The sequence below is a fragment of the Halorientalis pallida genome (assembly GCF_004118325.1).
GTDB lineage: Archaea > Halobacteriota > Halobacteria > Halobacteriales > Haloarculaceae > Halorientalis > Halorientalis pallida.
Genome location: NZ_RDFA01000001.1, coordinates 214,147 through 231,456 on the forward strand (window position 1 = coordinate 214,147; position 17,310 = coordinate 231,456).

20 protein-coding genes are annotated in these 17,310 nt (G+C 66.9%); 9 read left to right on the forward strand and 11 right to left on the reverse strand.

Features of this window, described 5'->3' with window-relative positions; translation table 11 throughout:
- Window positions 1-11: 11 nt before the first annotated feature.
- The gene (locus EAF64_RS01205) at window positions 12-665 is read right to left on the reverse strand and encodes a MinD/ParA family ATP-binding protein (protein WP_129067154.1); all 654 of its coding nucleotides are present in this window, start codon (window positions 663-665) and stop codon (window positions 12-14) included.
- Between the two features lie 102 nt (window positions 666-767).
- Here EAF64_RS01205 and pyrB point away from each other — a divergent pair, with 102 nt between their 5' ends.
- The 3 genes from pyrB to EAF64_RS01220 all read left to right on the forward strand — a co-directional run bounded on the left by pyrB (window position 768) and on the right by EAF64_RS01220 (window position 3,194).
- Window positions 768-1,682, forward strand: coding sequence for an aspartate carbamoyltransferase (gene pyrB, locus EAF64_RS01210; protein WP_129067155.1), 915 nt, complete (start codon window positions 768-770; stop codon window positions 1,680-1,682).
- A complete protein-coding gene (gene pyrI / locus EAF64_RS01215; protein ID WP_129067156.1) occupies window positions 1,679-2,143 on the forward strand; it encodes an aspartate carbamoyltransferase regulatory subunit in 465 nt (154 codons plus the stop codon). The genes pyrB and pyrI overlap by 4 nt, the downstream gene beginning before the upstream one ends.
- A 226-nt stretch (window positions 2,144-2,369) precedes the next feature.
- Complete coding sequence (locus EAF64_RS01220) at window positions 2,370-3,194, forward strand: hypothetical protein (protein ID WP_129067157.1); 825 nt, start codon at window positions 2,370-2,372, stop codon at window positions 3,192-3,194.
- On the opposite strand, the gene EAF64_RS01225 is transcribed toward EAF64_RS01220, so the two are convergent.
- Both EAF64_RS01225 and EAF64_RS01230 read right to left on the reverse strand, forming a co-directional pair.
- Complete coding sequence (locus EAF64_RS01225) at window positions 3,191-3,679, reverse strand: hypothetical protein (protein ID WP_193767534.1); 489 nt, start codon at window positions 3,677-3,679, stop codon at window positions 3,191-3,193. The genes EAF64_RS01220 and EAF64_RS01225 overlap by 4 nt on opposite strands.
- A 91-nt stretch (window positions 3,680-3,770) precedes the next feature.
- Entirely contained in the window at window positions 3,771-4,328 is a 558-nt protein-coding gene (locus tag EAF64_RS01230; RefSeq protein WP_129067159.1) for an NUDIX hydrolase, read from the reverse strand.
- A 449-nt stretch (window positions 4,329-4,777) separates the two neighbouring features.
- On the opposite strand from EAF64_RS01230, the gene EAF64_RS01235 reads away from it, so the two are divergent.
- The 4 genes from EAF64_RS01235 to EAF64_RS01250 are packed head-to-tail and all read left to right on the forward strand — an operon-like array spanning window position 4,778 to window position 6,811.
- Window positions 4,778-5,395 (forward strand): DUF7504 family protein, encoded by a 618-nt coding sequence (locus EAF64_RS01235; protein WP_129067160.1) that lies wholly within the window; start codon window positions 4,778-4,780, stop codon window positions 5,393-5,395.
- A gap of 45 nt (window positions 5,396-5,440) precedes the next feature.
- Window positions 5,441-5,638 carry a DUF1918 domain-containing protein gene (locus EAF64_RS01240; RefSeq protein WP_129067161.1) on the forward strand — a complete coding sequence of 66 codons (198 nt, stop codon included), beginning with the start codon at window positions 5,441-5,443 and terminating at the stop codon, window positions 5,636-5,638.
- 7 nt (window positions 5,639-5,645) lie between these two features.
- On the forward strand, window positions 5,646-6,083 hold the full coding sequence (locus EAF64_RS01245) for an RNA-binding protein (protein WP_129067162.1): 438 nt from the start codon (window positions 5,646-5,648) through the stop codon (window positions 6,081-6,083).
- Complete coding sequence (locus EAF64_RS01250; RefSeq protein WP_129067163.1) at window positions 6,083-6,811, forward strand: RNase P subunit p30 family protein; 729 nt, start codon at window positions 6,083-6,085, stop codon at window positions 6,809-6,811. The genes EAF64_RS01245 and EAF64_RS01250 overlap by 1 nt, the downstream gene beginning before the upstream one ends.
- 8 nt (window positions 6,812-6,819) lie before the next feature.
- Here EAF64_RS01250 and EAF64_RS01255 read toward each other — a convergent pair whose 3' ends face one another.
- Complete coding sequence (locus EAF64_RS01255; RefSeq protein WP_129067164.1) at window positions 6,820-7,761, reverse strand: hypothetical protein; 942 nt, start codon at window positions 7,759-7,761, stop codon at window positions 6,820-6,822.
- A gap of 144 nt (window positions 7,762-7,905) precedes the next feature.
- Here EAF64_RS01255 and EAF64_RS01260 point away from each other — a divergent pair, with 144 nt between their 5' ends.
- Window positions 7,906-8,133 carry a DUF7385 family protein gene (locus EAF64_RS01260; protein WP_129067165.1) on the forward strand — a complete coding sequence of 76 codons (228 nt, stop codon included), beginning with the start codon at window positions 7,906-7,908 and terminating at the stop codon, window positions 8,131-8,133.
- 14 nt (window positions 8,134-8,147) lie between these two features.
- On the opposite strand, the gene rqcH is transcribed toward EAF64_RS01260, so the two are convergent.
- The 6 genes from rqcH to EAF64_RS01290 form a co-directional block, all read right to left on the reverse strand.
- Window positions 8,148-10,328, reverse strand: coding sequence for a ribosome rescue protein RqcH (gene rqcH, locus EAF64_RS01265; RefSeq protein WP_129067166.1), 2,181 nt, complete (start codon window positions 10,326-10,328; stop codon window positions 8,148-8,150).
- Between the two features lie 76 nt (window positions 10,329-10,404).
- Window positions 10,405-10,593 carry a hypothetical protein gene (locus EAF64_RS01270; RefSeq protein ID WP_129067167.1) on the reverse strand — a complete coding sequence of 63 codons (189 nt, stop codon included), beginning with the start codon at window positions 10,591-10,593 and terminating at the stop codon, window positions 10,405-10,407.
- A gap of 95 nt (window positions 10,594-10,688) precedes the next feature.
- A complete protein-coding gene (locus tag EAF64_RS01275; RefSeq protein ID WP_129067168.1) occupies window positions 10,689-12,143 on the reverse strand; it encodes an NAD(P)(+) transhydrogenase (Re/Si-specific) subunit beta in 1,455 nt (484 codons plus the stop codon).
- The gene (locus tag EAF64_RS01280) at window positions 12,143-12,439 is read right to left on the reverse strand and encodes an NAD(P) transhydrogenase subunit alpha (RefSeq protein WP_129067169.1); all 297 of its coding nucleotides are present in this window, start codon (window positions 12,437-12,439) and stop codon (window positions 12,143-12,145) included. The genes EAF64_RS01275 and EAF64_RS01280 overlap by 1 nt, the downstream gene beginning before the upstream one ends.
- Window positions 12,429-13,697 carry a Re/Si-specific NAD(P)(+) transhydrogenase subunit alpha gene (locus EAF64_RS01285; RefSeq protein ID WP_129067170.1) on the reverse strand — a complete coding sequence of 423 codons (1,269 nt, stop codon included), beginning with the start codon at window positions 13,695-13,697 and terminating at the stop codon, window positions 12,429-12,431. The genes EAF64_RS01280 and EAF64_RS01285 overlap by 11 nt, the downstream gene beginning before the upstream one ends.
- 194 nt (window positions 13,698-13,891) lie before the next feature.
- Entirely contained in the window at window positions 13,892-14,923 is a 1,032-nt protein-coding gene (locus EAF64_RS01290; RefSeq protein ID WP_129067171.1) for an NAD(P)/FAD-dependent oxidoreductase, read from the reverse strand.
- Window positions 14,924-15,036: 113 nt separating this feature from the next.
- On the opposite strand from EAF64_RS01290, the gene EAF64_RS01295 reads away from it, so the two are divergent.
- On the forward strand, window positions 15,037-15,438 hold the full coding sequence (locus EAF64_RS01295; protein ID WP_129067172.1) for a hypothetical protein: 402 nt from the start codon (window positions 15,037-15,039) through the stop codon (window positions 15,436-15,438).
- A gap of 202 nt (window positions 15,439-15,640) precedes the next feature.
- On the opposite strand, the gene EAF64_RS01300 is transcribed toward EAF64_RS01295, so the two are convergent.
- Window positions 15,641-17,302 (reverse strand): tRNA uridine(34) 5-carboxymethylaminomethyl modification radical SAM/GNAT enzyme Elp3, encoded by a 1,662-nt coding sequence (locus tag EAF64_RS01300; RefSeq protein WP_129067173.1) that lies wholly within the window; start codon window positions 17,300-17,302, stop codon window positions 15,641-15,643.
- Between the last annotated feature and the right edge of the window lie 8 nt (window positions 17,303-17,310).

Sequence of the window (17,310 nt, forward strand, 5' to 3'; positions counted from 1 at the left end):
TATCCAGCAGATTAAATATTCCGTTGTTGAACCTTTCTTGCGACCCTCCTATACCCCGTACGAACCGGTTGTGTCCGGCGATCTCCACTCGAAACGTAGGGTATACGTTCCGCGACCGGACAGTTCATCGCAGCGCGCGCGGGCTCGGTCGGGACCGTCGCCGCGTCGTCTGCCGGGCTGGTCTCGACCAGCACCGCGAGGAGTGGCGGTGCGTCGAGTTCGCGGGCCATCGCGGCCGTCTTGACGGCGTCCCGGAGCGACCGGCGACGGGGCGTCGACACGAGGAGCGTCCGGTCGGCCACGCGCAACGGGCCGACGGCGTCGGCCATCGCACCGGCCGGGCAGTCGAGCAGTACCGGGCCGTCCCACCCGCGGAGGCGGGGTGCCGCGGCGTCGAGCGCGTCCGTCCCTGCACCCGCGGCCGGGAGGACGGCGAGGGCGGGGTGGCCGACCGGTGCGTGGGCGACGCTCGCGGGTCGCCGTCCGTCGGCGACGGCGGGGAGGCCGGGTTCGCGGGGGACCCCAGTGACACGGTGGAGATCCGGCATCTCCACGTCGGCGTCGACCAGCAGGGGCGACCGACCGTCGGCGGCGAGCGCACGTCCCAGTCGGTACGTCGTGGTCGTCTTCCCACAGCCGCCTTTCCCACCGGCTATCGCGAGCATGGCCGCGGGTGGTCGCGGCTTCGGCCAAGAAGGTTCGGAGGCGGTCTCGATTCGTCCGGACTAACGAGGGATTCAAGGGGCCGCGGGTCGCGGGTTCTCTCAATGCCCCAGGACCACATCATCAGCGCGAAACACCTCTCGCGTGCCGACATCGAGTCGGTACTGGATCGCGCGGCCGAGATCGCCGCCGATCCGGACGCGGTGGCCGACCGGCACGACGGGAAGTTGCTCGGGACCCTCTTTTTCGAGCCGAGTACGCGCACGAAGATGAGTTTCACCGCGGCGATGAAACGACTGGGCGGCGACATCGTCGACATGGGCCCGGTCGACCAGTCCAGCGTCAAGAAAGGGGAGAGCCTCGCCGACACCGTGCGCGTCGTCGAGGGCTACGCCGACGCGCTCGTGATGCGTCACCCGCTCGAGGGCTCGGCCAAGATGGCAAGCGAGTTCGTCGACGTGCCGCTGATCAACGCGGGCGACGGCGCGGGTCAGCATCCGACGCAGACCCTGCTGGACCTCTACACGATCCGGGAGTCGGCTGGGTTCGACGACCTGACCGTGGGGATCATGGGCGACCTGAAGTACGGGCGGACGGTCCACTCCCTGGCCCACGCGCTGACGACCTTCGACGCTCAGCAACACTTCGTCAGCCCGGAGAGCCTCAAACTCCCGCGTGGGGTGCGCTACGACCTCCACGAGGCCGGGGCCTCGATGCGGGAACACACGGACCTCGACGAGGTACTGGACAGTCTGGACGTGCTGTACGTCACCCGGATCCAGGCCGAGCGGTTCCCCGACGAGGACGAGTATCGCAAGGTGGCCGGTGAGTACCAGATCGACGCCGAGACGCTGGAGGCGGCCAAAGACGACCTGGTCGTGATGCACCCGCTACCCCGCGTCGACGAGATCGCACCCGACGTGGACGAGACCGACCACGCACGCTACTTCGAGCAGGCCCACAACGGCGTGCCGGTGCGGATGGCACTGCTCGACCTCATCCTGGAGGGCAACCTATGAGCGACGACCAGCAACTCCGCGTCAGCAAGATCACCGAGGGAACGGTTATCGATCACGTCACGGGCGGGCAGGCGCTGAACGTCCTGGCGATCCTGGGCATCGACGGCTCCGGCGGCGAGGAGGTTTCGATCGGGATGAACGTCCCCTCCGAGCGACTGGGTCGGAAGGACGTGGTGAAGGTCGAGGGGCGTGAGTTGAGTCAGGACGAGGTGGACGTGCTCTCCCTGATCGCGCCCGCGGCGACGATCAACATCGTCCGGGACTACGACGTGGTCGAAAAACACCGCGTCGAGCGGCCTGGCGAAGTCGTCGGCGTCCTGCAGTGTCCGAACCGCAACTGCATCACGACGAAAGACGAGCCGGTCGACTCGCGCTTCGCCGTCCTCGAGGAGGGCGTGCGGTGTGCCTACTGCGACACGATCATCCGGGAGTCCATCGCCGACCACATCCACGTCGACTGAGTTCTGATCGCCGGGCGATTCCTGTTCAGCCCCCGGAAGGATTATACCCCGACCCACCGTTTCTTGTCATGCAATGTCGAAGAAGCTCAAGCTCGCCGCTGCCCTGGTCGCCATCGTCCTCGTGTACCGCCTCGCGGTCAAGAAGTGAGTCGGTGGCAGTCGACGTATCGCTCGCGAACCGCCCTGGCCCCGACGGGCTTTTGCCGACCGCTCCATACCCACAGATATGTACGGCGTCGTCACTCGCAACGAGGAAGAGTTAGCCTGGTCGGAGTTCGACCGCGCGTTCTACGAGGTCAAAGACGTCACCGGCCGGGCCGCCGAACCCGTCCCCGAGGGGATCAGCATGGTGTCGTGTTTCGGCGACAACGCCGCCGCCGACGCCAACCCCGACCTCGTCCCCGTCTCCGAGGACGGCAAACCCGCCACGCGGGAGCGTCGGTACTTCGACTGGGCCTACGTCTGCCCCACCCGTGACGACTACCGCGAGGGGCTGCTCGAAATCGTCGACGACGCCGCCGCGGTGACGCCTGACGTGCGCCTCGACGACGTGGGTTTTCCCCGCCCGGAGTACTGTCACTGCGACCGCTGTGAGCGCCGCTTCGCGGAGAGCGAGTTCGACGACTGGTTCGCCTGGCGAGCCGACGTGATCACCGAGTTCGTCCGCGAGGCCCGCGAGCGCGTCCCCGGCGACCTCTACCTGACGCTGTACCCCGATCCCTACCCCGGCCACATCCACGAGCGGGCCGGCCTCGATATCGACGCCCTCGCCGAGTACGTCGACGAGTTCGTCGTCCCCATCTACGACATGGCCTACTCGACGACCTACTGGCTGGAGATCATCGCCTCGGGCTTCGCCGACGCCCTCGACACGCCGTTCAGCGTCGAGTTGTACGCCGTCGACGTCGAGATCGACAACCTCATCGACGCCGCGGAGGTCGCCAGCGAGTACGGCGAGAGCGTCCTCTTCGGGTACGACGCGAGCAACGCCCGCGCGACGCTCCGACGCATGAACGCCGACGGGCGCGAGGGCGAGGAGTTCGGGGCCTAGTTGACCGGGACGACGGTCTCGACCGTCTCGTTGCCCCGATCGGTCTGCAGCGTCGTGAAGAGGAGACCGTCGTTCTCCCTGAGCGCCAGTCCGTCGCCGATTCCCACGTTGATCTCGAAGGTGCTGACGACCGTCTCGTTCGCGGCGATGGTGCCCGGGGCGACCTGCCCGCTCCACGCTTCCTTCTTGGCGCTGCCGTTCTCGTACCTGGTGAACAGGGCGTGACTCGCCGTCACGTTCAGCGACGTGTTCCCGGTGTTTCTGATCGTCGTGTTCACCACCCGGCAGGTCTGTCCACACTCCGACCCCCCGACGAGCGTGAAGTTCAGGGTCACCTCGCTCCCGTTTCCGTCCCCCGTGGTCGGCGGTGCGACGTCGTCGCCCCCGCCGCCCGGGACCAGTCCGAAGACGAAGGCCGCACCGACCCCTGCTACCACGACCGCGCCGGCGACGCCGGCGACGACCGCCATCTGTGATCGTTCCATCCGTACCCACACAACCCACCTGTCAAAGTTAAAACTGCTTCCGGTTACGACGCGTCGAACGGCCGACCGAACCCACCGACGGGGGCACCGCTCACAGCATCTGGTCGCGCCAGGTGAGCAGTTCCGCGCGGTCCCGCGTGTCCTCGGGGAGGTCGCTGAACCAGCGTGCTTCGGAGATCTCGTCGTCGGGATCCTCGACCGCCAGCTCCATCGTCTCCGCCCGCGCCGCGAACACGGGGAGGACGCCCCAGGCGTGGTGCCCGTCGCTGCGGAAGTTGACCCGGGCGAGGATACCCAGCCCCTCGTAGGATGCGTCGATGCCCGCTTCCTCCCTGAGTTCACGGCGTGCACCCTCTCGCAGTGACTCGTCGGCGTGGACCTCGCCGCCGGGGACGACCCACATGTCGACACCCTCGTGGCGGACCAGGAGCAGGTCGCCGGAATCCCGGTAGACCAGCGTGTGCGCACCGTAGGGGAGGCCGTTCTCCCGAATACGGTCGGCGACGGTGCGGAAGCGCGACCGAGAGACGGTCCGCGTGCGCTCGTACTCGACGTAGTTCTCGTGATCGCCGGCGAGCCGATGATACGTCTGCTCGGCCCGCTGATCGGCCTCGTCGGCGAGATACCACAGGTTGTCGACGACCGTCATCGTGCCGCGTCTGCGTGGCGTGGCGTTTGCACGCGATCCGGAGGAGCAGCGAAAGAGTGCGAACGGTCGACCATGTCGACGTATTTCACACGAGTCAGCAATAAGGCTTCGACACGGGCCGTCCGAACGGGACGCCCCGCCCGTTCGCGTCGCGGTCGAAGACCACGCACTCCGGGCTCGCATTTTCCAAGCTCCTCTCATTCGGTCGGATCTTCCGGCTCACGGTTACACCGTTCGCCCATCCGAAGACTCTCATTCGGTCGGATCTTCCGGCAGACGCCCGTCTGACGGGGAGTTATGTGGACGCGGCCGACTTGCACTGTCATGAAGCACGGGAGCAACCCTCCCGGACGTGATCTGTTCGGCGGTCGTGGGCCGGATCGCTTCGGGGACGACGCGACTGGAGGAGAGAGTGCCGACGGACGAGAGCGGACGCGCGGTGACCACCGATGACGACCTCCGAGCGCGTCCGCGACCGGGACCCGGACCGGTTTCCGGACGACGGGAACGTCCTCCTGCTGGCACCCTCCGTCGGCGGTGCCGAACGCGACGCCTGCACCGACATGCTCCCTCACGACGCCGCCGCCAGTACGCGGGTCATCCACGTCCTCTACATGGAGTCGGCCATCGAGCGGTACCGAGTGGTCGAGTCACACCTCCCCGATCACCCGGCGGAGTCGGCGGTGGTCGCCGTCGGGGCCGGCGGCGTCGTCGGCGAGCGCGGGCCGGAACCCCCAGCGGAACACTACCACGTCCAGCGTCTCACCGACCCGGGGGACCTGACGGGACTCGGCATCGCGCTCAACGACGCCCTCGGCGAGTGGGCGGCGGCCGGCGACGTGACCCTCTGTTTCGACTCGCTGTCGATCCTCCTGCAGTACGCCGACACCGAGCGCGTCTTTCGCTTCCTGCACATGCTGACCAACAGACTGACCGAACTCGGTGCGAGCGCGCACTTCCACCTCGACCCGGCCGCCCACGACGAGCAAACGGTCGCACAACTGGCACAGGCGTTCGACAGTCGGGTCAGGGTCGACAGGGAGGGCGACCGCGTCGTCCGGCAGTGACCGCGAATCAGTCCCTTTTTAGGCGGGCGTGAGTAGATTTCGGGTATGAGTCTCGAGGAAGACGACACCGTCATTCTGCACGACGAGCACAGCGAACACGACGGCGAAGAGGGCAAGGTCACGCAGGTCATGGAGACGATGTTCGGCGACGCCAACTACACCGTGAGCTTCGACGACGGACAGGAAGCCGGCATCTCCGAGGACGCGCTCGAACTCGTCGAAGAAGCCGACGACGAGGAGTAACGTAGCCGTGCCGTCGGTCCCCTTCCACTACGTCGACCTCCGCGCGTTCTGTTACGCCACAGAGGACGAGAAACGCGTCGCGGGCGCGCTCCGGAACTTCCTGCCCGAGGAGTTCGAGATCGAGCGCGCCACCTCGGAGGGGCACCACGGCGACCGCATCGTCGTCCTCTCGGCGCGGGTCGAACGGGCCGACGAGATGCGCCACGTGCTGGACCGCCTGAGCGACCTCGACACCGCCCAGCAACTGGCCGACGAACTCGACGAGCGCGTCGACGACAACTGCTCGCTGTTTCTCAGACTGGACAAGCAGGCCGCGTTCGGCGGCGACGTACGGCTTGGCGACGGCATCACCGTCCGGGCCAAAGTCGAGGCCTACCCCGCCACGAAGGAGAAGGCGGTCGAGAACGCCCGCGAGGCCCTGGAGACGTTCATCGCCGAGAAGTGATGTACGAGAGCGTCCACGCGCGACCGGACGGGGAGAGTACGCTCGCGCGGCAGGCGCTCACCGCCGCCGAGTACGGGTACTCGGGGGTCGTCGTCCGCAATCACGGCGACCGCCCCTGCGAGGCCGACTACGACGAGATCGCCGAGACGTACGGCATCGACGTGGTCGACGGCGTCGAGGTCCGGGCCGACGACCCGTCCCGGGCCAGCGGTTTCGTCGGCAGCTACCGCGAGGAGAAGACCGTGGTCTCGGTCCACGGCGGCGACACCCGCCTCAACCGGTTCGCCGTCGAACAGGCCGCCGTCGACGTGCTGGCCCACCCGATGGACGGCGGTGACTTCAACCACGTCCTCGCCAAGGAAGCGGCGCGCAACGGCGTCCGCGTCGAGTTCTCGCTGGCCCGGGTCCTGCGCGAACAGGGCGGCACCCGCGTCAGGGCGATCCAGGATCTCCGGAAGCTTCGGGAGCTGGTCGAGACATACGACGTACCCTACGTCGTGAGCGTCGATCCAACCACGCATCTGCACCTTCGCGCCCCGCGGGACCTCCGGGCCGTCGGCGAGGTGATCGGGTTCTCCGACGAGCAGATCGCCCAAGGACTTCGGGAGTGGGGCCGAGTGGCCGAGCGCAACCGCGAGCGGCAGTCCGATCGGTACGTGGAGCCGGGTGTTCGTCTCGGTGCGTACGAACCAGGTGACGAGAACGATCAACCGTCGGACACAGAATAGCGCGCCGTTCACTCCCTGTCGTCGATCTCGATGGTGACGGAATCGCGCTCGTCGCGGGTGGGGATCGACGTCTCGTAGATGGTCTCCAGCGCCGTGCCGGCGTGTGCGACGAGCATCTCGAGCAGGGAGCGCGTCTCCTCGGTGACGGCGGTGTCGCCACGGTCCAGCGCGACCAGCGCCGTGGTGGCGTTGTCGGTCTCGGTGACGAGGATGGTCACGACCCGCTCTACGTCATCGGGGAGGCCCGACGGCAACTCGTCCTCGTGAGTGTCGACGGTGGCGGGCTCCGCGCCCGCGGCCAGGCCAGCCAGTTCCGCGATCGTCTCCTGATCGACGCCGGCGATAGTGCTCTCGACGAGCGTGGCGAAGCCGCCCCGGCGCTCGACGAAGGCCACGTCGTGGAACTGGACGAGCGTCGTGGCGGCCTCGACACAGAGTGAACTCACCTCGTCCATCGTGGCACACTCGTTCAGGGCTCGCCCGTAGTGGTTCGTGTCGGCGGCGCGGTTGGCGAACGTCTCGATCCGGTCGCGCTGGCGTTTCAGCTCTTCACGGTCGATCCGACTGCGAACGTCGTAGATACCGACGAGGACGCCCGCGAGCATCCCAGCAGTGACGTTGTCCACGGCGACGTAGGGGGCCGCACCGAACACGTCGAACGTCTCAATGGCGACGTTCAGCGAGAAGAGGATCAAAGCGGTGATGGCGGCGAACGCCACGGCGCCGCCGACGGTCCACGCGCCGACGACGGTGCCGTACTCGACGTAGTCCGGGCTGCGAGCGACCCAGATGCCGGCGAAGGTAATCGCGGCCGCCATCGCCAAGAACGGGACGAGATCGACGAGGAACCCGACGGTCGTCACCGTACGGGCCGTCGCGTGAGCGACCTGGACGGCGGCCAGCAAGAGGCCGACGGCGGCGATAGCCGACCCCTGTAGCCGTCGTTGCATACCTTCGTCAATAATCGTCCTAGTAGTTGTCTCTATGGGTCGTTTTCGTCGCCGACCCGCGCGAGGGCACGAGCAACGGTTCGTGCCGGAGGCACGCGACGCCCGGGCGTGTGATTTATACTCGCAGCGTGACCCGCTTTCTGTATGGACGGATACGACGAACTCGTCTCCTCGCTGACACCCCGGCAGGAGAGCGACTCGGTCAGCATCTACCAGAACACGGTCGGACTCGCCTGTCCGGCCTGTGAATCGCCGTTCGACAACCTGATCGTCTGTAGAGACGAGTACAACTCGCTGGAACTGGACTTCGCGATGGACATCTGCACCGCGATGCACGACGGCAATCCGCTCCTCTTTACGCACAAACACTGACGGGACCGACTCGCTCAGTCCTCGGTCATCCGCGACCCACCGGGTGGCAGGAACTCCTGGATGAGGTCCGGGCTGGCGACGTTTCGCACGAACGACTCGTCGGTGAACCGGGCTTTGAACTCCCGGTAACACATCTTCGCCATGTCGTTTTGTGCGTAGCGCCCAGGTTCGAGTTCGATGCTGGTCTCGACCTTCGGTGCTATCGCGGCGGGTGGCCCGCCGATCACACGGGTGTCCGGTTCGCATTTGATGCCGACGGCGACGCTGGCGGCCACGTCCTCGAAGTAGGTGCGGTCGCCGCGAACGGCGAACCCGCCCTTTTCGAGGTACTCACCGCTCTCGGGCGTCTTCGACACCTGATCGGGGTCGACCATGTACACGTCGTCGGCGTACTTCCCCTCCTTCCAGACCGAGGAGTACGAGAGCGCGAACTGCGCGGCCTCGTCCAGTGTCGAGTCGGGGAAGTCCACGTCCTTTGCCGGTTCGCTCGGCCCCGTGGCCTTCAAGATCGTCACCGGACCGCCGTGGGCCTGTGCGTGGAAGAACTTGTCCCCGTTGTCCATGTACTTCTTGACGAGTTCCTCGTTCTGGTCGGCGTTGCGCCCGCCGATGACGAGGAAGTCGTCGCTGGTGTGGAACCAGCGATACTCCTCGTACCACTGCTCGGAGGACCGGACGGGGATCGACGCCCGCGAGAGCCAGTCCACGTCCGCGGTCTCTTCGTCCGCACCGTCGGCCCCGTCGCCACTCCCGGCCTCGTCACCGTCGCTGGCGTCCCACTCGTCGCGGCGCCGTTTGACCTCCTCCAGGTCCTCGCGCGTGTTCTCGATGGCCGCCTGTGCGCCCTCCTTTTTCTCCTCGATGCGTTTGGCCTCGGTGTAGCGCTGATCGGCGTTCTTCTCGACGCCGGTGCTCGCGTCCACGTCGATCCGGTGGTCGTCGAGTTCGATCGTGACGGTGCCCTCGCTGCCGTCGACACCGACGACGGCTTCGGCGGCTTCGATCCCGCGTTCGGCACCTTCCTCGAATTTGGCCTCGATGGCGTCCCAGGCCACGTCGTTCTCGCGGGCCTGCTGGACCGTCGAGAGGATGTCGTCGACCAGATCGTACTCGGCGTACAGGAGTTCGGCTCTCTCCCGTTCGGCCTCCGCGTCAGCCTCGAAGTCCTCGATGGCCCCCTGCTGTTGCTCGATGATCCGTTTTTGCTTCTCGATCTCGCTCTCGAAGTCCGGACGGTTCCGCCCGCCGCCGTCCTCGGGCCCGGTCTCCGGTTCGGCCTCCCAGTTGGTGAAGTAGTCGTCTAGCGCGGCGGTGAACGTCTCGAAGGTGTCGCTCGGGAGTTCGTCGTGCTCCTGCATGGGAATCGGCGTGGCGTCGACGCGGAGACCGCGGTCGGTCTCCTGACCGTCCTCGTCGGCCCCCTCACCGTCGCCGCCCTCCTCGCTTCCCTCGTAGTATACCCGTGGGTCGAGGTCGGCCGCGTCGAGGCGGTCCCGAAGGTCCTCGATCACCGAGAAGAGGGCCTCGTACTCCTCGGCGCCGGCCTCGGCGATGTCCATTGTCTTCTCGACGCCGGCGCGGGTACAGAGTTCCTCGCCCCAGAACCCGCCGAAGTCGAGCTGGGTCGCCAGCGTCCGCACCACGTCGGTGTCCGAATCGTCCATCTTCGCGGCGAAGGCCTCGTACTCGGCCTCCAGCGGGTTGAATCTCGAGGAGGGGAATTCGTACGGAGAGCCGGGCGCGACGGTGCGGGACTTCAGGCGCACGGTGTCGAGACAGTCGACGACCGCGCCGGTCTCGTCGAGGACGGCGACGTTCCCGTCGCCGAACAGTTCCGCCACGACAGTGGTATTCTCGTCGCCGCGCTCGAACTCTAGCGTGACGATGCGGTCGAAGCCGTACTGCTCGACGCCCACGAGGTCGGCCCCCGAGAGGCGGTTCCGGAGCATCATCGCGAAGTTCGGGGGGCGACCGGGCGCGTCGGGGACGTTCTCGGCGTCGGCCACCCGGAGGTGTTTGGTCTCGCCGATGTCGACCAGCAACTCCACGCGGCCCCGGTCGAAATCGCGCATCCGGAATCGGACGAGGCCGTCGTCGTAGAGATAGACCTTGTCGACTTTCGCGCCCTCGTAGTCCCCGAACTCGCCACAGAGCGCCGCGAGGTCGACGCTCGTCAGCTCCCGCTTGCGGTCCATATCCCCCGGTCCGCCGGGCGTGCAAAGAGGGTGTCGTTCGGCCTCGAAGACGATCCAGCGGCGGTGACCGCCGCGTTCAGGCGCTCGACCCCTGTCGCGGCGGTTCGGACCGCCCGGACTGCTCGTTCGTCTCGATTTCCTCCTCGACTGGCTCTGCCGGCTCCTCGACGCGGAGGGCGCTCTTCAACAGCCAGATGGACGCCGGAATCAGGAGGAAGAACACTGCCATGCCGACCAGCGCTACCAGGAGTGCATCTTGAACCATACTGGAGAATACGCTGTCTGTGCACAAGAAAGGGCACCCCAATCTTCAGAAACTGGGAACGACTGACACGGCGTCCGTGCCGGCACGCCCAGCGCTCAGTTCGTGGCCTCCTTGTAGTCGTTGACCAGGTCCTGCATCGACTCCTTGGCGTCGCCGAAGAGCATGCTCGTGTTGTCCCTGGCGAACAGCGGGTTCGGGATGCCCGAGAACCCGGGGCTCAGGCTCCGCTTGTTGACGATGACGGTGTTTGCCTCCGCGACGTTCAGAACGGGCATCCCGGAGATAGGACTGCCGTCGTCCTCGTTGGCCCGGGGATTCACCACGTCGTTGGCCCCGCAGACGATGGCCACGTCCGTCTGGGAGAAGGTCGGGTTCACTTCCTCCAGTTCGCGCATCTTGTCGTAGGGCACGTCGGCCTCCGCGAGGAGTGCGTTCATGTGGCCGGGCATCCGGCCGGCGACGGGGTGGATGCCGAACTCCACGTCGACACCGTGTTCGTCGAGTAGTTCGACGAGTTCCGCGACGGCGTGCTGGGCCTGGGCGACCGCCATCCCGTACCCGGGGACGACGACGACCCGATCCGCGGTTTCGAGGAGCATGACGACTTCCTCGGGCGACGTCTCCTGGATACTGCCCTCGTAGATGTCCTCCATGTCCTCGCTCTCGCCGTCGTCGCCGCCGAGCCCGCCGAAGAGGACGTTCGTCAGCGAGCGGTTCATCGACTCACACATGATGACCGTCAGGATCAGGCCCGACGCGCCGACCAGCGTCCCGGCGATGATCAGCGCGGTGTTGCCCAGCACGAACCCCGTCGTCGCGGCCGCCAGGCCGGAGTAGGAGTTCAGCAGGGCGATGACGACGGGCATGTCCGCACCGCCGATGGGCACCACGAGGAAGATCCCGAGGATCGACGCGGCCGCGACCAGCACCCAGTACGAGGGGATCCACGACGCTATGGGCGAGTCGCCCAGCGTCTCGGGCTGGATCACGAGGATCAGTCCGGCCACGACGGCGGCCCCGAGGAACAGGACCTTGATCGCGTGGCCGACGTTCGTACTCACTGGCGAGTCGCCGACGAGTCCGTGGAGTTTGCCCGCGGCGACGAGACTCCCCCAGAAGGTGACCGAGCCGATGATGCCGGCGATGGCCGCCGTGGCCGTCAGGCTGACCGGCAGGGTGGCCACACTCGCGCCGTTGAACGTGTCGATCAGTTCCGCGCCGGCGACGAGTGCGGACGCGCCGCCGCCGAACCCGTTGAACAGGCCGACGAGCTGGGGCATCTCCGTCGTCTCGACGGTGACGGCCAGCCACGCACCGATACCGCCGCCGATCAAGAGGGCGGCGGCCAGTACGAGCGGCGAGAGGATATCGAACCACAGCGCCGTCACGACGACGGCGAGGAACATCCCTGCGGCGGAGATCTGGTTCCCCCGGGTCGCGGTCCGTGGGTGGGTCATGTCCCGGAGCCCCTGGATGAACAGGATGCCGGCGATCAGGTAGGCCAGTTGCAGGGCCGCGTCGGGCAGATACTGTGCGAGGATCCCCGGCATCAGTTACCACCTCCGCGGAACTGGTCGAGCATGAAGTGGCTCACCAGATACCCGCCGACGACGTTGATCGTCGCCATGACGACCGCGAGAAAGCCCAGCACGGTCGCGAGCGTGGTCGATCCCGCCCCGGCGACGACGACCGACCCCAGCAGCGTGATGCCCGAAATCGCGTTGGCCCCGGACATCAGCGGCGTGTGCAGGTTCGTCGGGATCTTGGTGATGATCTCGTAGCCGACGAACGCCGCCAGCACGAACAGCGTCAGGTTCGTGACGAACGCCGACAGCTCAGTCGCCATCGCCGTCACCTCCGTCACCGTCGGCGGACGCTTCGGCTGGCTCGTCGTCCGCGGTGTCGTCAGCGCCCGATTCGTCCGCCGCATCGTCACCGTCCTCGTTCCCCTCCTCGTCAGCATCGCCGCCGTCGTCGTCGCGGTGTGGGTTGCGCACCGTGCCGTCGTGGACCAGCAGCGTGGAGTCGACGATTTCGTCCTCGAAGTCGACGTCGAGGTCACCCTCGTCGTCGAGGAGGTTGTCGAGGAAGTGCTTGCAGTTGTTCGCGTACTGCTGGCTCGCCGTGTGGCTGACCCGCGAGGGTAGGTCGGTCGGGCCGTGGACCCGGACACCGTCGACCTCGACGGTCTCGCCGGCCTCGGTGGGTTCGCAGTTGCCGCCCGTCTCGGCCGCGAGGTCGACGACGACCGACCCGGGGTCCATGTCTTCGATCATCTCGGTCGTGACGATCTCCGGTGCCGGGCGACCCGGAATCGCCGCCGTCGTGATCAACACGTCGGACTCGGGGACGACCCGCTCCATCTGTCTGCGCTGTTCGGCGTAGAACTCCTCGCCCATCTCGACGGCGTAGCCCTCCTCGTCGCCCGACTCCTCCGTGGGAAGTTCGAGTTCCACGAAGTCCGCGCCCAGACTCTCGACCTCGCGTTTGACTTCGAGGCGAACGTCGTGGCCGCGCGTACTGGCCCCCAGACGCTCGGCGGTCGCGATGGCTTTCAGTCCGGCCACCCCTGCGCCGATGACGAACACCTCCGCGGGCTGGATCGTCCCTGCCGCGGTCATCTCCATCGGGAACATCTTCGGCAACGCCTCGGCCGCCAGCAGCGTGGCCTGGTAGCCACCGAGACTGGCCTGCGAGGACAGCGCGTCCATGCTCTGGGCGCGGCTGATACGCGGCATCAACTCCAGTGAGAACGCACTGACGCCCCGGTCGGCCAGTTCGTCGAGCGTGTCGTCGGTCACCTCGTACGGTCCGAGCAAGCCGACGACGACCTGTCCCTCGCGGTACGGGTCGGTCTCGGTGTCGGTCGCACCGAGCCCGCGAACCTGGAAGAGAACCTCGGCCCGCTCGAACACCGCCTCGCGGTCGTCGAGAATCTCACAGCCGACCGCCTCGTAGTCGGCGTCCGAGAAGGTCGCCCCCTCGCCGGCACCGGCGGCGACACAGACCTCGTGCCCGTCCTCGACGAGGTCCTCGGCGACGGGTGGCGTCAGCGCGACACGTTCCTCGCCGTCGGCCGTCTCGGTCGGAATCCCCACGATCACGGCGAACGCCCCCGCCGCGTCGCCTGGCCGCCGGCGTCAGTCGAAGCGATCAGTTCGGCTCTGTGCGCGATCCGTGGTACGTCGTACCGTCTCCCGCGTGGCATTGACGTACACGATTTTTTGGCACCGACTTAAATACCCGCCACAAAAACCAGAAATCTGGTACGTTTTCGGAGATGTTCGCGTCCCGAGGGTCAGCGGTCGGCGATGCGTTCGCCGGTTTCTAGCCCGTTCCGGAGCGCGGCGTGGACGCGGGCCTCGCCGGCCACCCAGTCGCCCGCGAGGTAGAGGCCGTGGTCGGCCGCCCTGTCGATCACGTCGTCGTCGACACCGTCGTCGGCCAGCGCGTACCGCCAGTGCTGGGTGTCCGTCCAGTCGGGCTCGGCCAGTCGCTCGTCGTCCAGCAGATCGGCCACCCGCTCGGCGGCGGTGGTCGTCGTCTGCTCGTCGTCGTCGTCGTAGTGGTCGACCGACCAGTCGGGACCCATCTGGACGATCAACAGGCTCTCGCCGTCGGGAACGTGTCCGTCTTTGCACTCCTCGCGCGAGAGCCACCCCACGTCGTGGGCGTCGTCCGTGTTGACCAGCGCGTAGTATGGCCGCTCCAGTTCGAAGGGATAGTGCAGGACGGCCGTGACGATAGTCCGGTAGGGCACCACGGCGACCGCTTCGCGTAACTGCCGGCAGAGTTCGTGCTCCCAGTTTGCACAGCCGAGGAGGTCGGCCGTCTGCGGGGCCGGCGGCGTGAGCAAGACCACGTCGAAGTGCCCCAGATCCTCGTGGTCGGTGTCGTAGAGCCGCCAGCCCTCGTTCTCGCGGACGGGCTCGGACACGCGGACGCCGTTCTCGACCGTCGCGTCGGTCCCGTCGAAGAGCCGTTTTGCCAGCTGGGCGATGCCCGACTCGTAGGTCCACTTGTGGGCGTCGGCGTCCCGGCCCTCCGAAATCTCCCCCTCGGCGTCGAACACCCAGACCGGTTCCTCGATGTCGACCAGGCCGTGGGTGTCGAGTTCCTCCGTCAGGAGTTCGGAGACCCGGTCGTCGTCGGACTTGACGTAGTTCGCCCCGTGATCGTACCGGCAGTCGTCGTGGCGGCGCGTCGCCGCGCGGCCACAGACTCCCCGGCTCTTCTCGAAGACGGTGACCGTCGCGTCGGCATCGGCCAGCGCGTGGGCGGCACCCGCACCCGCCGCGCCGGCTCCGACGATTGCGATATCGTCAGCCATAGTCGCCATTCGGGTGCGAGGGTCAAAGTTCCCCCTGCCTTCGGTCGCCGCCACGACCCGCCCGTGCGTCCGGTGTCGGGAGCTTCTTTGCCTTGGGGCGGGGAAAGACGGGCATGCGACGCAGAATCTACCTGTTCGCCGGCGTCATCCTGGCGGTCACCTCGTTCCCGACGCTCCTGCTCGGCGTCACTGCGGACCCGTACAACGCCGTCGGGACCCTGCTACTCGGCATCGGGGGCCTGCTGTTCGTCGTCGCGGCCCAGCGTGACGAAGTGGAGGTCGGCGACCGGACCATCTCCTGGCACCAGTTCGTCGGCGGCGCCGACGTCGCCCTCGGCCTCGGGTTCCCCCTGACACTCCTGAACCCGGTTCTAGAGGGGACGGCCTCCTCGATGGACTACACGTTCTTCGTCGCCGGCATCGTCGGCGGCCTCGTCCTCGTGTTCATCGGCGTCGACGTCCTGCGCGGGAGCCGATACGTCTCGCTGGGGAGTGACGGCGAATCCGCCCTCTGACCGTCTCGCACGCTCGGCAGTTCTGAGCCGCTTGGACACGTAGGGGCCAGTCCCACCTTTTCTCCTCGGGTGCCCAGAGCGCACCACTCACACCAGAAATCGGACATTTCTGGTTTGCTCACGAGAGCTCCGCTCTCGTGAACGTCGAAAAACGTGGGCGAAAAAGCCGACCGCTCGCTCCGCTCGCGTTCGGTGCGATAGCTCACAACCGCTTGGACACGTAGGGCCCGTCCTGGTAGTACTCCAGTTTCTCCCGGTAGTACTGCCGGACGCCGATCCCCGAGAGGACCGACAGCTTCTCGAAGCCGTTCTCCACTGCTAGCCGTTCGGCCCGCTCCAGCAGCCGCCGGCCGTAGCCGCGGTGCTGGTGCTGGTCGTCCTCACTCTGCTGACCGACTCCGACCTGACTCCCGTAGACGTGGAGCTCCCGCACCAGCGCGGCGTTTTCCAGCTCCGCCCGGACGGGATCGTTCGGGAACCGCACCCGGCAGAAGCCGATCAGGAGGTCCTTCTCGGGGTCCTCGAAGGAGAGGAAGTGTTCCGTGCCGCCGCCGGCCTCGTAGGAGAGTTCCTGCAGTTCCACCTGCTCGGGTTCCTCGTCGTTCATTCCGACCTCGCGACAGCGGATGCAGTCGCAGGTCCAGCCGTGGTCGTCCATCCGCTGGCGGGCCAGTTGCCGGAGGTTGGACTTCCAGACGCCGCCCTCGATGAAGTCCGCGGGGATGTCCCGCTGGACGCGCTGGAGGCGCGTGTACTCGGGGATCATCGACTTTATCTCCGCGACCAGTTCGGCCGCTTCCTCGTTCCCGAGGGGATCGAAATCGCCGCGGTGGTACATGTCGTAGGTCGCCGTCCCCTCGACGATCAGCGTGGGGTAGATCTTGAGGTAGTCGGGCCGCCACTCCGAGTCCTGGAAGATGCGCCGGAAGTCCTCCAGACACATCTCCTTGGACATCCCGGGCTGGCCGGGCATCATGTGAAAGCCGACCTTGAATCCCGAGTCGCGCAGGCGGCGGTTGGCGTCGATCGAGTCCTGCACACCGTGCCCGCGGTGCATCTCGCGGTTGATCCGCTCGAAGGTGGTCTGGACGCCGACCTCGACCTTCGTGCCCCCGAGGTCGAGCATCCGGTCGATCTGCTCGGGGTCACACCAGTCGGGCTTGGTCTCGAACGTGGTCGCGACGTTGCGCACGTCGCCGATCTCGTTCTCGGCGATCACGTCTTCGAGGTAGCTGAACTCCACCTCCTCGGGATCCTCGGCGAAGCTCTCGCCCTCGGCAGGTTCGGGCCGGGTGTCGGCGTCGTAGTCGTTCATCGCCTCGATGGCCCGCTTGACGAACCACTCCTGATAGTCGTGGCTCCGAGCGGTCATCGTCCCGCCCATCAGGATCAACTCCACCTTGTCGACGGGGTGGCCGATCTCTCTGAGCTGTTCGAGTCGGAGTGTGACCTGTCCGTAGGGATCGTAGTCGTTCTGCTTCCCGCGGGCCGCCGCGGGCTCGTGGCCCGTGTAGCTCTGGGCGCTGGAGAACTCCGAGTCGGGGCCGCCGGGACAGTAGAGACACTTCCCGTGGGGGCACCGCTCGGGCGAAGTCATGATGGCGACGGGGGAGACGCCCGACGCGGTCCGGACGGGCTTGCGCTGGAGGACTTCCTCTAACTCCTCCCGGCGCTCGAAGGGCACGTAGTCGAGCAACTCGGAGTTCTTGGGGACTTTCGGCGAGGAGAACTCCGAACAGACTTCCAGCTTGGCCTTCTCGACCTCGTCGCGTTCCAGTTCGCCCGCGAGGATCCGGTTCACGAGTTCCTCACAGACCTGCTCGAACGCCTCCGTCTCGGTCGGGTCGGTCGTCTCCGTGCTCATTGCCGCTT